17 protein-coding genes are annotated in these 15,695 nt (G+C 36.5%); 2 read left to right on the top strand and 15 right to left on the bottom strand.

The annotated features are described in order from the left end of the window. Positions 1-94: 94 nt before the first annotated feature. The 13 genes from NBX03_RS07840 to selD form a co-directional block, all read right to left on the bottom strand. Positions 95-814, bottom strand: a complete 720-nt coding sequence (locus tag NBX03_RS07840; protein WP_267134877.1) for an isoprenyl transferase — start codon at positions 812-814, stop codon at positions 95-97. 92 nt (positions 815-906) lie between these two features. Then, the gene (gene frr / locus NBX03_RS07835) at positions 907-1,458 is read right to left on the bottom strand and encodes a ribosome recycling factor (protein ID WP_250230189.1); all 552 of its coding nucleotides are present in this window, start codon (positions 1,456-1,458) and stop codon (positions 907-909) included. A 58-nt stretch (positions 1,459-1,516) separates the two neighbouring features. Then, complete coding sequence (pyrH, locus tag NBX03_RS07830) at positions 1,517-2,257, bottom strand: UMP kinase (protein ID WP_250230188.1); 741 nt, start codon at positions 2,255-2,257, stop codon at positions 1,517-1,519. 307 nt (positions 2,258-2,564) lie between these two features. Then, positions 2,565-3,491 (bottom strand): translation elongation factor Ts, encoded by a 927-nt coding sequence (tsf, locus tag NBX03_RS07825; protein WP_250230187.1) that lies wholly within the window; start codon positions 3,489-3,491, stop codon positions 2,565-2,567. A gap of 102 nt (positions 3,492-3,593) precedes the next feature. Continuing rightward, positions 3,594-4,373, bottom strand: a complete 780-nt coding sequence (rpsB, locus tag NBX03_RS07820) for a 30S ribosomal protein S2 (protein WP_250230186.1) — start codon at positions 4,371-4,373, stop codon at positions 3,594-3,596. Positions 4,374-4,608: 235 nt separating this feature from the next. Beyond that, a complete protein-coding gene (locus NBX03_RS07815; protein WP_250230185.1) occupies positions 4,609-5,316 on the bottom strand; it encodes a hypothetical protein in 708 nt (235 codons plus the stop codon). Positions 5,317-5,320: 4 nt separating this feature from the next. After that, positions 5,321-5,890, bottom strand: coding sequence for a type IV pilus modification PilV family protein (locus NBX03_RS07810; RefSeq protein ID WP_250230184.1), 570 nt, complete (start codon positions 5,888-5,890; stop codon positions 5,321-5,323). A gap of 26 nt (positions 5,891-5,916) precedes the next feature. Next, a complete protein-coding gene (locus tag NBX03_RS07805; RefSeq protein ID WP_250230183.1) occupies positions 5,917-6,438 on the bottom strand; it encodes a DUF4860 domain-containing protein in 522 nt (173 codons plus the stop codon). Between the two features lie 15 nt (positions 6,439-6,453). After that, complete coding sequence (locus NBX03_RS07800; protein ID WP_250230182.1) at positions 6,454-6,765, bottom strand: hypothetical protein; 312 nt, start codon at positions 6,763-6,765, stop codon at positions 6,454-6,456. Positions 6,766-6,775: 10 nt separating this feature from the next. Beyond that, positions 6,776-7,975 carry a type II secretion system F family protein gene (locus NBX03_RS07795; RefSeq protein WP_250230181.1) on the bottom strand — a complete coding sequence of 400 codons (1,200 nt, stop codon included), beginning with the start codon at positions 7,973-7,975 and terminating at the stop codon, positions 6,776-6,778. A 4-nt stretch (positions 7,976-7,979) separates the two neighbouring features. Further along, the gene (locus tag NBX03_RS07790; protein ID WP_250230180.1) at positions 7,980-9,056 is read right to left on the bottom strand and encodes a type IV pilus twitching motility protein PilT; all 1,077 of its coding nucleotides are present in this window, start codon (positions 9,054-9,056) and stop codon (positions 7,980-7,982) included. Between the two features lie 97 nt (positions 9,057-9,153). After that, complete coding sequence (gene yedF / locus NBX03_RS07785) at positions 9,154-9,741, bottom strand: sulfurtransferase-like selenium metabolism protein YedF (protein WP_250230179.1); 588 nt, start codon at positions 9,739-9,741, stop codon at positions 9,154-9,156. Positions 9,742-9,761: 20 nt separating this feature from the next. Then, on the bottom strand, positions 9,762-10,739 hold the full coding sequence (gene selD / locus NBX03_RS07780; RefSeq protein WP_330638521.1) for a selenide, water dikinase SelD: 978 nt from the start codon (positions 10,737-10,739) through the stop codon (positions 9,762-9,764). Between the two features lie 312 nt (positions 10,740-11,051). Here selD and sigG point away from each other — a divergent pair, with 312 nt between their 5' ends. Together sigG and NBX03_RS07770 are read left to right on the top strand one after the other, a co-directional pair. Beyond that, entirely contained in the window at positions 11,052-11,828 is a 777-nt protein-coding gene (gene sigG, locus NBX03_RS07775) for an RNA polymerase sporulation sigma factor SigG (RefSeq protein WP_250230177.1), read from the top strand. A 259-nt stretch (positions 11,829-12,087) separates the two neighbouring features. After that, positions 12,088-13,743, top strand: coding sequence for an FAD-dependent oxidoreductase (locus NBX03_RS07770; RefSeq protein WP_250230176.1), 1,656 nt, complete (start codon positions 12,088-12,090; stop codon positions 13,741-13,743). A 33-nt stretch (positions 13,744-13,776) separates the two neighbouring features. Here the strand turns inward: NBX03_RS07770 and pcp are convergent, their stop codons facing one another. After that, positions 13,777-14,430 (bottom strand): pyroglutamyl-peptidase I, encoded by a 654-nt coding sequence (gene pcp / locus NBX03_RS07765; protein WP_250230175.1) that lies wholly within the window; start codon positions 14,428-14,430, stop codon positions 13,777-13,779. 41 nt (positions 14,431-14,471) lie between these two features. Then, positions 14,472-15,692, bottom strand: coding sequence for a threonine ammonia-lyase (ilvA, locus tag NBX03_RS07760; RefSeq protein WP_250230174.1), 1,221 nt, complete (start codon positions 15,690-15,692; stop codon positions 14,472-14,474). Positions 15,693-15,695 lie beyond the last annotated feature (3 nt).

Here is a 15,695-nt window from a genome sequence, read left to right as displayed (position 1 = left end):
AGGAAGTAAACAAAAATATTTATTTCCTATAACCTTGAAGAATACTTATTAAACTTAAAAATCAGAAAGCGGCTTTCAAGTTTAATAAGTATCATCAGCGTCCGCCGAATCTTCTTTCACGGCTTTGATAATCAACAATAGCCGTTTTTAAGTCTTCGGCATTAAAATCAGGCCATAGCTTATCACTGAAATAAAGCTCACTATAAGCCGATTGCCAAATAAGAAAATTGCTGGTTCTCTGCTCTCCGCTGGTTCTGATTAAAAGATCCGGGTCTTTTATATCCTTTGTATCAAGATATCTTGCAACAAGAGCTTCATCTATTCTGTCTAATTGAATGGCGCCCTTTACAACCTGCCTTGATATTTCCTTTACAGCTCTTGCAATTTCATCGCGGCCCCCATAAGAAATCGCGATTATTAAATTAATACCTTTTTTATCCTTTGTATTAAGCTCAAGCTTCTTGATTTTATCTTGTAAATCCTTCCTGAGCCTTTGTCTTTGTCCTATAATCTGTATTTTATAATTATTTTTCTTAGATGCAGAAAGATTATCCGTAAGAAATTCGTCCATCAAATTCATGAGATAATCCACTTCTTCTTTCGGTCTGTCCCAATTTTCCGTTGAAAAGGCATATACTGTAATATACTTTATTCCGATTTTTTCAGCTTCTTCTACTATGGCCTTTAATGTTTCAGAACCTGCCTTATGGCCGGCAGAATGCGGAAGCATTCTTTTTTTTGCCCATCTTCCGTTTCCATCCATAATAATTGCAATATGTTCCGGAAGATTATTATAATCAATATCCTTTTTCAAATTTCAGACCCCTAATAATCATTTATTTATAAGGAGAATATCTTGCGATATTCTCCTTATATAAAAACTATTTTAGTTACGTATGTTAAATATTATATTGACATTATGTCCTTATTTTTATCTTCTACGCTCTTATCTATATTAGCTATATACTTATCGGTGATTTTCTGTACTTCTTTTTCAATGTTGGTGTAATCATCTTCTGTGATTTCACCCTTTTTCTCTTGCTTTTTAAAAGCGTCAATTGCATCTCTTCTAATGTTTCTTATAGCTATTTTACAATCTTCGCCCTTTTTCTTAACATCTTTAGTTAAATCTTTTCTGCGTTCTTCCGTAAGTTCAGGAAATACAAGGCGAATCACCTTCCCGTCGTTTGTGGGGTTAATTCCTAAATCAGATGACTGAATCGCTTTTTCGATTGCCTTAAGCATGCTGGATTCCCATGGCTGAATCTGTATAAGCCTTGCTTCCGGTACAGTAACATTGCCGACCTGATTAAGCGGTGTTTCTGTTCCATAGTAATCAACTGTAATCCTGTCAAGAACCCTGGGATTTGCTCTTCCTACACGAATGGTATTAAGCTCTCCTTCAAAGTTTGCTAAAGTTTTTTTCATCTTATCCTCAAATAAGTTAATATCTGCCATAATATCCTCCTTATATTTGATTTTTATTTAATGTATCTTAGTTATAATATTAATAGGATTAATAAATAATCCTTGTCCCAAAATCATATATTTCATTATTGTCTTTGCACGCAATGTATATACTGTTTGGGTGGCTAAGAGAAAACACAAGAGAATTTATCTTATTTTCCTGGCATAAAATCATGCCTGCAAGGTCCATAGCCTGAAGATTCTCTTCTACAATTTTTTTATAGCTTATTTCTTGATATTTAATAGCATCTTCATGCTTATTGGGGTCTTTGCTGTATACGCCGTCTACGCTTTTTGCAAACAATATACAGTCTGCCTCAAGCTCAAGGGCCCTTAGAACAGGGATGGTATCTGTTGAGAAATAAGGATGCCCCAAGCCACCTGCAAAAATTACGATGTATCCCTTATCCATATATTCAAGGGCTTTTTCCTTTGAATAAAGCTCTGTCATATTCCCTATATGAAAAGGGGTTAATACGACGGCTTTACCTCCAAGGAGCCTTATTTTATCAGAAATATAAATACTGTTTATAACAGTTGAAAGCATTCCCATCTGGTCTGCCTTTACTCTATCCATATCCGGGTCGGAATTTTTACCTCTCCAGATGTTTCCGCCGCCAAAAACAAGAGAAATCTGAGTTCCTTCCTTTGTTACATTTAAAATATCTGTAAGAACTGAGTTTATAAGCTCTTTATCATATTTAATATTTGAACCGCTTTCTTTTGAACTGCCGTTTCCATCTCCTGAAAGTGCTTCACCGCTTAGTTTTATGACTACTCTATTGTACATAAAAACTCTCCTTATGAGAAAGTATCTTGCATAATATAGTAAATTTCTTATAAGAAAGCAACAAAGCGTATTCCTTAAAGACTTAAAAACATAGCTTTCCTCTGGAAACGGCACATTTTTGAGTCTATATGAATATATAGCCCTGTTACAATTTAACTTTAAATTTACTATAAATAGGAGCAGGTATAGCAATGCTATACTTATCCACTCCATATAATTTAACACATTTCCATAAAAATTTCCACTTATATTTAATATTAAGGCGCAAAAAGGGGCTATTGTGTTAAACAATAGCCCCTTAATATTATTAATTTAAGCCCATTGCCTTGTTAACCTCGGCTGCAAAGTCATCTTCTTTTTTCTCTATGCCTTCGCCTGTTTCAAATCTTACAAATTTTCCAACAGTAACCTTGGCTCCAACTTCTTTAGAGACATTCTCTAAATATTTAGCAACAGTAAGGTCTCCATCTTTAACATATTCCTGATCAAGAAGACACATTTCCTTTAAGTTTTTATTCAGTCTTCCGATAATCATTTTTTCAACGATATCGGCAGCTTTGCCTTCGTTTAATGCCTGCTGTTTTAAGATTTCCTTTTCTTTTTCGATAAACTCTTCTGAAATCTCGCTGCGGTCTATAAATTGAGGGCTCATAGCGGCAATCTGCATGCAGATGTTTCTTCCGGCTTCAAGAACTTCGTCATTGATTTTTTCGGAAATAAGCTCAACAACAACTGAAACCTTTCCGCCTGCATGAATATAAGATACAAAAACGCCGTTCTGGGATTTTTCTAATTTCTTGAAGCGTCTGATATTAAGATTTTCGCCGATTACAGCTACTTTCTGGCTGAGCGCTTCTTTCACTGTGAAAGCTTCATCTTCAATCCATTTTTCTGCAAGGAACTCGTCCATATCATTGGCACTTGATTTTGAAGCCTGAAGAGCAACTGAATTAACAAAAGCCTGGAACTCCTGGTTCTTAGCTACGAAGTCTGTTTCTGAGTTAACCTCTACAATAACACTAACGCCGTTTTCTTCGTCAACATAAACCTGAGTAAGACCTTCGGCAGCAATTCTTCCTGCTTTTTTAGCGGCAGCAGAAAGGCCCTTTTCTCTAAGGAATTCTATTGCTTTTTCAAGGTCGCCGTTCGTTTCTGTAAGTGCTTTCTTGCAGTCCATCATGCCTGAACCGGTAATTTCTCTTAATTCTTTAACTAAACTAGCTGTAATAGCCATTTAAAACCCTCCATTAATTATTATTAAAAAAGGCTTCCCCTAAATTGTACTAATTTGTGAATTAGTAACCGGGCGAAGCCTAGGGGCTGAATACCCTTTTATTTATTTTTCAACTGTTTCAAATGCCTCTATATTAATCTGAACATTTTCGCCTTCTCCTGAAGCAGCTTCATTCTCATCAGAAGCGTTTGAATACTGAGCGCCCTGCCTTGATTCAATAACTGCATCAGCAATCTTTCCAGCGATTAATTTTACAGCTCTTATAGCATCGTCGTTACCTGGGATTACGTAATCTACTTCGTCCGGGTCACAGTTTGTATCAACAATAGCAACAATAGGAATGTTTAAGCTGTGAGCTTCTAAAATAGCGATTCTTTCTTTTCTTGGGTCAACGATGAAGATGACGTCTGGAATTCTCTTCATGTCTTTGATACCGCCAAGGTTTTTATCAAGCTTTTCCTTCTCATTCATAAGCTTTGCAACTTCTTTTTTAGGAAGCTTGTCAAAAGTTCCATCTTCCTGCATTTTCTCAAGGTCCTTAAGTCTCTTGATACGAGTCTGTATGGTTTTGAAGTTGGTAAGCATACCGCCAAGCCATCTTTCATTTACATAGTACATACCGCATCTTAAAGCTTCTTCCTTAATGGATTCCTGAGCCTGCTTCTTTGTTCCTACGAAGAGAACTTCTCCGCCGTCCTGAATGATATTGCTTACGGCTTCGTAAGCTTTGTCAATCATCTTTACTGTCTTTTGAAGGTCGATAATATAAATGCCGTTTCTTTCGGCAAAGATATATTCGGCCATTTTAGGATTCCATCTTCTGGTCTGATGTCCAAAGTGAACCCCTGCTTCTAACAATTGTTTCATTGAAATAACGCTCATAGAGCACCTCCTGGTTTTTCCTCCACAGCGTATTAAAACCCAACCCAAAGGGCACCAGTTTAAATTTCAGCTGTGTGTGAATTAATTCGCTTGAAATTATATCATATGTTTGGCTTATAGGCAAGCAAATATTAGCTTTTTAAAGGCATAAACCCACAAAAAGTTCATTTTTATAGAACAAAGATTAAGAAAATATTTATTTAAGTCTTATTATTTCCATTTATTTAAAAAATAATTATTTTTTAGGAGAAATATTTCCGTCCCATATTTCGATATCGCTTGTGGCTGCAGGATGTATCTGGGCCTGTTGCCATGAAATTACCGAATATCTTAATGAATCCGATTTTCTATAGGTTAAGTTTCCGCCTTCATTACTAAAAGCATAATCAAGGGGTCTTATCTCCAAAGAAACATTCAGATAATAATCCGGCTCCTCGGGAGATATTAAAATTATATCCGTAATGATTGCAGATATTTTTGCTCCGTCCGGCAAAGAGGAAATTACATTTTCAGGATATTTCTCCGAAAGCTCTTTTATATAAGTATCAGCATAGTAATAATATACAAGATTTAAAACATTATAATATGCCAAGTCGATATTCTGGGGCTCCTCCATCATTTCCCTTGCGGCTATATGGAGCTCTATGGGAAGATCTTTATGGGTAAGTTCTTCATATTCTTCATTGTTTATATAACTTATAGCGTTTATCTCAGCTCTGTAAAGGCAGGCGTCTATATCTGAAAGATATTTCTCACCTAAGGAGTCCAATTCATAATATAATTTATTCCAATTAGCAGAAGTCTTGCTTAGCTTTATATTTGAGTTTGCTGAAGCTATGGCAAAAGAGCCCAAAGTAACAAGAACAATCATCATCAATATCACAAGAACCGATGTTGCCCCTTTTTCATTCAGCATATTGTTTTTAATAGAATTTTTATTCATTATCTCACCTGCTTGGGAAATATTTCAAGGAGGAATAGCCGGCAAGCTCCTTTTTATCTTCATCGTATGAAACATCATAAATGGAAACCTCTATTTTATAGAGGCTTCCCGATGGAAGGCTTTCAGAATCTTCATCAGGGGAAACCTTCAAAAGCATTGCAAATTTTATGTCCTCCTCTTTAGGAGAAAGAGGGTCACTTTCTACAGCTTTTATTTCTCTGATATTCCATTTTTCATTAAAAAAAGTATATATTCGTATGCACTGATCTATTTTTATGCCGGAAAAGGCGTAATCATTGTCTATAACGATAAATTCACTTTCTCCCAATGATATTTGAGAACCTTCAAATACCATATTTTGAAAGAAATCATCAACACTTTTAAAAGCCTTAAACTCCTCGATAAAGCTGGCGGCATAATTAGAGGCGATATCCATATTTTTGGCTTTTAAATTAGCAGTGGATGAGACCATGAACATTCTAAGAATGAAAATGCTCAATATGGAGACTGTCGCAATAGATAAAATGACTTCTAAAAGCGAAAATCCTCTTTGATTTTTAAAATATTTTAGCATTGAAACCTCCGAATTTAAGCCTTAACCTAAGGCTGTGCTATATTATGCCTCATTTTGTAATTACTTACGATTTCTTCCGGTTTTCCGTCATAGGTATAATTGAATATGCTTGTGACGATACTGCTTTCCTCATCGTAAGAAACTGTAAAGTCCTCTATTTCAACAATTTCAAAGGCATAGGAATCATCGGGCTGTTCTCCGGAAAGAACGGTGCACTCAAGTATTTTCCCGTCGGAAAAATAAATCCATGTGTCATATGTGCCGTCGGTCGAATATTCCCTCAATAAAATTGCGTTTTTTCCGGATTTCTTAATTTTTTCAATAAATATGCCTTTTTCAGTATCATGCTTTCTAAGGGTCACATTGATATAGCTCATGGCTATTCTTGCGTCGGATTGGGCATTTTTATTGTCGATAATTTTTTCCTGCGTATTAGAGCCTGCTCCAATGAGAGTAAACATCGTCAAGCCGAAAACAATCATAAGCATCATAACCATTATAAGCTCTATAAGGCTGCTGCCTTTATTGTTATTTATATTTTTATACAATAAAAACACTCCTCATTATTTTATAATTACAATTATTTCAGGCCGTACATTAGAGCCTAAAACCTCATAATGGTAGATATACTTCTCATTATTAAGCACAACGCCGTATTTAGCCATTTTCTCATCAAACTGTGCTCCTGAAGGATAGCTTCCTTCAAGGGCATAGCATTGCACAAGGGCTTTATCTATCATTTCTTCAATTCTTTCGGTATTACTGGCCTCTTTATTATTAAATTTACTTAATCCGAAAATAGCATAACCTGTAATAAAGGCAATTATCAGTAGAACTGCTATTTTGGAAATAAGCTCAAAATCAAAACTTTTCATATTACGCACCCTAACCTATCACAGTCATAATATCAATCATTGGAAGCATTACCGATAAGAGAATAATGCCTACTATGATAGATAAAATTATAATTAAAACAGGCTCTATCATTGCAGTAAGCTTTTCTATAGCGTCATCTGCTTCATCGTCAAAAACGTCTGCGCATTTGTCAAGCATTTCATCTAAATGACCGGAGCTTTGGCCTATAATAAGCATTCTTATGAAAAGCGGCGGGAAAATACCAATCTCTTCAAAAACATCTTTAAGCTCGCCGCCTTCTTTAAGCTTTTGATTGGCTTCTTTGAATTTATTTTCAAGATGCTTATTTTCCAGGAGAGGGGTTATAATCTCCATGGCGTTTAGTATCTGAACGCCGGATTTTATTAGAAGAGAAAGGCTTCTTGATACCTTAGCGGTCAATGAACGGGTAAATATATATTTTGTAAGTTTAGATTTAAGCTTGTATTCATCAAACCAAAGAGAACCCTTTTCAGTATTGATATACCTTTTAAAGGCTACGGCTCCCGCAATAAGAAGAAGCAGTATAATTATTATATTTCTGCTTATAAAATTGCTCGCTCCTAATATTGCCGCCGTTGCTGTAGGAAGCTCTCCTCCCATGTTTATAAGAATATTATCAAACATGGGGATAATCTTAAGGATTAAAAGCAATATAATCCCTGCCATAAGAGCGCCTAAAACAAGAGGATATAGTGCCGCAGAGCGGATTTTTTTACGGACTTTTCCTTCCTTATCGTAAAATTTACTTAATCTTTGAAATACTCCGTCAAGTGTTCCGCTTGTTTCTCCAATAATAATCATATTAAGCATATACGCAGGGAAAATATGGTTATACATATTCATTGCTTCCGCAAATGTACGCCCTTTTTCCATCAGATAATAAATCTCGTCAAGAGCAATTTTAAGCTGTTTGTTTTCTGTTTGGCTGGATAAAAGAGCAATCCCTTCCATAAGAGTCATGTGGGAATAAAAAAGCACTGACATTTGCTTGCTAAATAATGAAAGCTCTATTGGGGATACTGATGCGTAAAGCTTTTCTTTATAATCTGTCTTAGATTCATAAACCTCAAAATCTACTACGCCCTCTTTTTCAAGAAACTGCTTCATTTCATCAGAAGAAGAAAAGCTTTTTGCGCCTGCCGCCATATAGCCATCTTTATTATGGCCTATATAGGTGAAAACTGGCATATTTTTACCTCCTGTTCAAAAATTGGGTTAAAAGCTGATGGTCTGTGGACCTCATAAATATTTCTTCCTTGCTGACTTTGCCGTTATTGTATAAATCGGCAAGATCGGCCTCCATAAGATGCATTCCCTGTCCTTGCCCTGTCTGCATAATAGAGCCTATCTGATAATGCTTTCCTTCCCTTATAAGATTTCTTATGGCGGGATTTACAAACATAAGCTCCGATGCAAGGGCCAAGCCCTGCCGGTCTATTCTTGGTATAAGCTGTTGAGAGATGATGCCTTCAAGCACAGTAGCCAGTTGGCTCCTGATTTGATTTTGCTGATTTGGGGGAAAGGCGTCTACGATTCTGTCTATACTTTTGGAAGCTCCCACGGTATGGAGGGTTGAAAGAACCAAATGGCCGGTTTCGGCTGCCGTAAGCGCAATGGATATTGTCTCAGGATCCCTCATTTCACCAACCATGATAACGTCCGGGTCTTCTCTTAATGCAGAACGGAGGGCATTGGAAAAGCTTAAGCAATCCTCTCCTATTTCTCTTTGTGTTACAAGGCTTTTTTTATGCCTATGTAAATATTCTATGGGATCTTCTATGGTTATAATATGATAATTATAGTTTTCATTTATAAGGTCTATAAAGCTTGCCAAAGTGGTTGACTTTCCGCTTCCCGTGGCTCCTGTTGCCAGAATAAGACCTCTGGATTTGGCTGTAAGATTTTTGGATATTTCAGGCAGACCTAATTCTTCAAACTTCGGTATCTGAAAAGGAAGCATTCTTATAGCTATGGCATAAGTGCCTCTTTGAGAATAAGCGTTTGCTCTGAATCTCCCAACCCCTGATATGGAGAAGGAAAAATCAAGAACTTTGTTTTCATATAATTTTTCCAGCTTTTTATCGTTTAAAAGGCTGCGAAGTATGGCGTCAACCTGTTCAGGAAACACCTTTTCTTTATCTTCTATTTCCTGAAGCTTCCCGTTTATCCTCACCATGGGTCTTATTCCTGAACATATATGAAGGTCCGTACTTTTGGTTTCACTGGAATAACGCAAAAGTTCTTCAATATAACTTCCGCTTTCAAACATGTATGCATACCTCTTTTTATTAATTTTGTAAAGGAAAAGCAAGACCTATATTAACGTGTACAAGCTTACTTGTACACGTTAAAGTATAAGATTTGCATTAAGGCTTAATAACCTTTGAAGCTTTAGAAAGCTTTTCAAGTATTGTATACATATTTGTTACGCCGCCCACCTGAAGCTTGTCTTTAATATTATAATAATCCATGCATGTTCCGCAGGTAAGTATTTCTACGCCATTTTCAGAAAGCTTCTTAAGGTCATCAATTGATTTGGAGCCTTCGGAAGTGATTTTGGCTCCGCCATTATAAAATAAGATAGTTTTAGGAAGAGTATCAAGTTCCGTAACGGCATAAATAAAGCCTTTTAAAAGAACCTCCCCTAATTCATCATTTCCTTCTCCCATTTTATCGGAGGATACTGCAATCACTAAGTTTTTATCGTCATCTTTTATACTTGTATTAACTTCAGCCTCTTTTTTTATTACTTTAACTTCGTAATGCTCATCATTAATTTTATTAATATGTTTCTCATATCCGTATTCCTCTGATAATTTAGAAAGATTTTCTGTAGCTATAAAATTATCTACCTCTATGATAAGCTCTTCGTTAATCTCCATATCCTTAAGGGCATTTTTAGCCTTGATTACAGGAATGGGGCACTTATCTCCTAATGCATTAATCTTTTTCATATTAAAATCCCTCCGTATGTTTATATAACTATTATATCGTAATCGGAATAAGGAACTACTTCTCCCACTATTGCCGATTTTATATCAAGGTTTTCATTAAGCTCTTTAAGGAGTGCTTCGGCGTCACTTTCAGATACGCTGATTAAAAGACCGCCGGAAGTTTGAGGATCAAATAAGATTTCTGTCATTGCGAAATCCATATCATTAAGTAATATGGTATCTCCTAAGTAGTTCCTGTTTTTTTGAGCAGAGCCTGTAATATAAAATTCCTTTGCAAGCGTAAAGGCTTCATCTATATAAGGCACGTCATCAGAATTTACAGTAATGGTGATTCCCTTTCCTGTCATTTCATGAAGGTGGCCTAAGAAGCCAAACCCTGTAACATCTGTAGCCGCATGAACATCGTATTTTTTCATTATTTCCGCAGCATATTTATTAAGGGTTTCCATTTGCTTTGTAGCTTTATCATAGGCTTCCCGGCTTGCTGCCTCCATTTTATATCCTGTGAGGATAATACCTACGCCTAAGGGCTTCGTAAGTATTATTCTATCCCCTACTTTGCAGTTATTATTGGCAAGTATTTTTTCAGGGTGAACTACCCCTGTCACAGAAAGACCGTATTTCGGAGAAACATCGTCAATGGAGTGACCGCCGCATAGTACCCCCCCTGCTTCTATTACCTTTTCTGACCCGCCGCGAAGGATTTCCTGAAGAATATATGAGTCCATATTTTCAGGGAAGGCAACGATATTAAGAGCAAGCTTAACCTCTCCGCCCATGGCATAAATATCGCTTAAAGCATTAACTGCAGCGATTTTTCCAAAAAGATAAGGGTCTTCAACTACAGGAGTAAAAAAATCCAGAGTTTGAACTAATGCTATATCATCTGTAAGTTTATATACAGCCGCATCATCAGAGCTGTCATAACCTATGAGTAAATTTTTATCAAACTGCCTAGGCAAACTGTCTAAAATTCCGCTTAAGACCTCCGGTCCCAGTTTAGCGTTTCAGCCGCCTGTGCCGCAATATTTTTTGAGTGATTCTTCCAAATGTAACACCGCCTTGATTGTCTATATTAAATAATTCACATTAAAATAAGCTTAAATTTACAGAGTTCTATTATTTACATTTTCTTTTAATGCCTTTTCGCTCCTTACAGATAGTCCTTAATCATACCCATTATAACATTTATGAAGCTTAATTCAAATCAAATATTTTTATAATAATTTCTTCTTTTTTCCATGTATTAAATAAATTGCCTAGGGAAAAATTTATATAGAGGATTAACGTCTTATTTCCGGAGGTTTGATATGCTCAATAATAAAGTTGAAATTTGCGGTGTAAATACTTCTAAGCTGCCGATTCTAAAAAGTGACGAAAAAAAGGTGCTTTTCGATAAAATACTGGAAGGCGATGAAAAGGCAAGAGAAGAATATATCTTCGGGAATTTAAGGCTTGTATTAAGCATAATACAGCGTTTTAATAACCGCGGAGAATATATTGACGATATATTTCAGGTGGGCTGTATAGGGCTTATTAAAGCAATTGACAATTTCGACGTTACGCAGGGAGTGCAGTTTTCCACTTATGCAGTTCCTATGATAATTGGAGAAATAAGAAGATATTTAAGAGACAGCAACTCCATAAGAGTAAGCAGGTCCCTTAAGGATACAGCATATAAGGCCCTTCAAGCAAAAGAAAGGCTTATGAATAAAAGCCTTAAAGAGCCTACTATTGAAGAAATAGCAAAGGAACTTGAAATACCCGCCGAAGATATTATATTTGCCCTTGAAGCAATTCAAGACCCTGTTAGCCTTTTTGAACCAATATATAATGACGGCGGAGATGCCATATTTGTTATGGATCAGGTAAAGGACGAAAAAAATACAGACGTTAGCTGGCTTGAAAACCTTTCTTTATCCGAAGCCATAAAAAGATTAAATGAAAGGGAAAAGCATATTATAAACCTGAGATTTTTTGAAGGAAAAACCCAAATGGAAGTAGCCGAAGAAATCGGTATAAGTCAGGCTCAGGTATCAAGACTTGAAAAATCAGCATTAAAAAACATGAGAAAATATATATCTTAAAAAAAGGGGCGCTAAGCGCCCCTTTTTTTAGTGTTATAGTAAAACTTTTTATACTACTCAAAACTGGATTTTCGCAGGAATTACCTATAAAAACTTATTTGAATATATTAATATAGTAATTTGCAGTATGTATATGTTAAAATTATACTGATATAGCCAATAAACTTAAAAAGAAGTTTGTTGACTATAAGAAAAGGTTCACCTGAAAACGCTTTTACAGATTCACTAAGTAAAAAATTATATTATAGGAGAGTGAAAGATGAAGGTAGTAATTATTGGCGGCGTTGCAGGAGGAGCCTCCGCGGCGGCAAGACTTAGAAGGCTGGACGAAAATGCAGAAATTATAATGTTTGAAAGAGGAGAATATATTTCCTTTGCAAACTGCGGCCTTCCTTATTATATAGGCGGGGATATTAAACATCAGTCAAGCCTTGCACTCCAAACTCCTGAATCCTTTAACAGAAGATTTAATGTAGACGTAAGAAATAACTCCGAAGTTATATCAATAAATACAGATAATAAAACAGTGAAAGTAAAAAATCATAAAGAAAACACTGAATATGATGAAAGCTATGATAAATTAATTCTTTCTATGGGTGCCGAGCCTATAAAGCCTCCTATTGAAGGCCTTGACAATGAAGGTATATTCACATTAAGGTCAATCCCTGATTCTGTAGCTATCAAAGATTACATAGAAAAGAATAAGCCCTCCCATGCGGCAGTAATCGGCGGAGGATATATTGGCATTGAAATGGCGGAAAATCTTGTCCAGGCCGGCCTTAAAGTTACCGTAGTTGAAATGGCTGATCATATTATTAATTCCATAGATTATGATTTTGCCTGTGAAATACAAAATTATGTAAAAGCAAAAGGCGTTAATCTGCTTTTAAAAACCATTGTAAAGAAAATTAAAAAGGAAAATGATAATCTTAGCCTTATAGTAGAAAAAGAGAATCTATCCGAAGAAATAAATGCAGATATGATAATCCTTTCTGCTGGCGTAAAGCCTGAAAGCAAAATAGCGGAAGATGCAGGAATAGCTCTTAATCAAAGAAAATCCATTATAGTAAATGAATCTATGGAAACCTCCGTTAAAGGTATATATGCCGTAGGAGATGCCGTTGAAATTATCGATTATATAACAGGAAATAAGGGATTTATTCCTCTTGCCGGCCCTGCGAATAAGCAGGGAAGAATAGCGGCAGATAATATTTGCGGATTAAATTCTAAATATACGGGAACACAAGGCTCCTCCATCATAAAAATATTCGATATGGCGGTGGCCTCCACAGGAATAAATGAAAAAAATGCCACCATGGCAGGCTTAAATTACGAAAAAATATTTCTATACCCCTTTTCCCATGCGACATATTATCCCGGGGCATTTCCCATATTTATGAAAGTTATTTTCGAAAAGGAAAGCGGCCGTATTCTTGGCGCCCAGGCAGCCGGCTTTGACGGTGTAGCTAAAACCATAGATATTATCGCAACAGCAATAAGGTTTAAAGGAGCCGCAAAAGATCTTACTGACCTTGAATTGTGTTATGCACCGCCTTTCAGCTCTGCAAAATCTCCTGTAAATATGGCAGGCTATATGATAGAAAACATTATTACAGGGAAATTAAAATTATTCCACTGGCACGATGTTAAAAATCTTCCAAGAGACGGAAGCATTCAGCTTCTTGATGTAAGAACCGCTCCTGAGGTTTCAAGAGGAAGCATTGAAGGCTTTATGCATATAGAACTTGACACATTAAGGAATAATTTAGATAAGCTTAATCAGGCAAAGCCTGTTTACGTTTCATGCCAAAGCGGCTTAAGAAGCTATATTGCTTGTATGATGTTAAAAAATAAAGGCTATGACTGCTATAATTTAAGCGGAGGGTATAATATATACAGTTCTATACTTGCTTAAAAGTAAAACCTGCCGGGATTAACCGGCAGGTTTTTAGCATATGGCTCCGTTTTGCTCTTTTATATCTTCAGTGTTATTTATTAAAGCTTCAATACAAATTTCAAGGCCTTTGCTTATTTGCTCTCTCGTGAGAGAAGGCTCGTTTCTTTTGTCTATTACCTGCTCTGTACAGTAAGGCACATGAATAAATCCGCCTTTTATATCTTTAAATTCCTCATATGTATTAATTAAATATAAAAGGCCGTACATAATATGGTTGCATACATAGGTGCCTGCCGTATTGGAAACCGCCCCTGGAATATTATTTTCTTTAAGGGCCTTTACCATTGCTTTTATTGGAAGCTTTGTAAAATAAGCATTTTCTCCATCAGCAAAAATAGGCTCATCTATGGGGCTTTGGCCTTCGTTATCGGGAATTCTTGCATCACTTACATTTATGGCTACTCTTTCAGGAGTAATTTCAAACCTTCCTCCCGATTGGCCTACGCAAACTACATAATCAGGTTTTATTTCTGCCATAGCCTTCTTTAAGGCATCTATGGATTTTCCGAAAACCGTAGGAAGCTCTATTTTAAATATTGTTGCCCCTGAAATAGTTTCCGGAAGCATTTTTACAGCCTCATAGGAAGGGTTTATTTTTTCTCCGCCGAAAGGATCAAAGCCTGTGATAATAATTTTTTTATCCATATTTGCCCCCTTATTAATAATTAAAAAGTACAGAAACGAGTTTATTGATATATGGCATTGGGCATACACAAGATAGGATTAAAGCCTTCCTTTGCCAAAAGCTCAACCATTGATTTAACATGGTTATGGCCAAAGGCTTCAAGAGTCACTCTAAGCTCCACTTCTGTATTCCTGTTAATATTTACAAATTGGTTATGTTCAAGCTTAATGATATTTCCTCTTTGCTGGGATATGATTTCAGCAACCCTTACAAGCTCTCCCGGCCTATCGGGAAGATGAAGGGATACGGTAGCAATTCTTCCCCTGTTTATAAGGCCGTGCTGAACTAAGCTTGACATGGTGATAACGTCCATGTTCCCGCCGCTTAGTATGCTTACGATGTTTTTATCTTCGGCCTTGATATATTTTAATGCGGCAACGGAAAGAAGCCCTGCATTTTCCACTACCATTTTATGATTTTCCATGATATCAAGAAAAGCGTCTGTAAGCTCCCAGTCATCTATTAATATGATATCGTCTACATATTTTTCAATATATGGGAAAATAACGCTTCCAGGCGTTTGTACCGCAACACCGTCGGCTATGGTCTCAACCTTATTGATGGAGGTTACTTTTCCTTTTTTCATGGATTCACTGATACAGGCGGCTCCCTTAGGCTCTACGCCGATAACCTTGACGTTAGGGTTTAGAAGCTTTGCAAGCATGGCTATTCCTGAAACAAGCCCCCCGCCGCCTACAGGCACAAGGATAATATCCGTTTCAGGCAAATCCTTTAAAATTTCATAGGCTATAGTCCCCTGCCCCGTTGCAACATCAAGGTCATCAAAGGGGTGTATAAAAATATAGCCTTCCTTTTCTGCAAGCTCCATAGCGTGCTGACAGGCTTCATCATAATAATTTCCATGAAGAACTACTTCGGCCCCATACTTTTTCGTATTGTTTATTTTAACAAGAGGCGTAATAGTAGGCATAACAATCGTAGCCTTTGCTCCAGCCTGCTGGGCACCATAAGCAACACCCTGGGCATGGTTTCCCGCTGAGCTTGTGACAAGGCCTTTCTTTTTCTGCTCTTTTGAAAGGGTAGAAATCTTATAATAAGACCCTCTTATTTTAAATGAACCTGTAATCTGCATATTTTCAGGCTTAAAATATACTCTGTTGCCTGTAGATTCCGAAAATGATTTACTGTATATTAAATTCGTATCCAATAAGACATTTTGAAGGACTTCTCTTGCTTTTTTAAAATCATTAAGTGAATTCATACT

The organism is Anaeropeptidivorans aminofermentans (assembly GCF_940670685.1).
GTDB lineage: Bacteria > Bacillota > Clostridia > Lachnospirales > UBA5962 > Anaeropeptidivorans > Anaeropeptidivorans aminofermentans.
The sequence above is the reverse complement of the archived record's forward strand: the minus strand, read 5'-3'. Positions and strand labels throughout refer to the sequence as shown.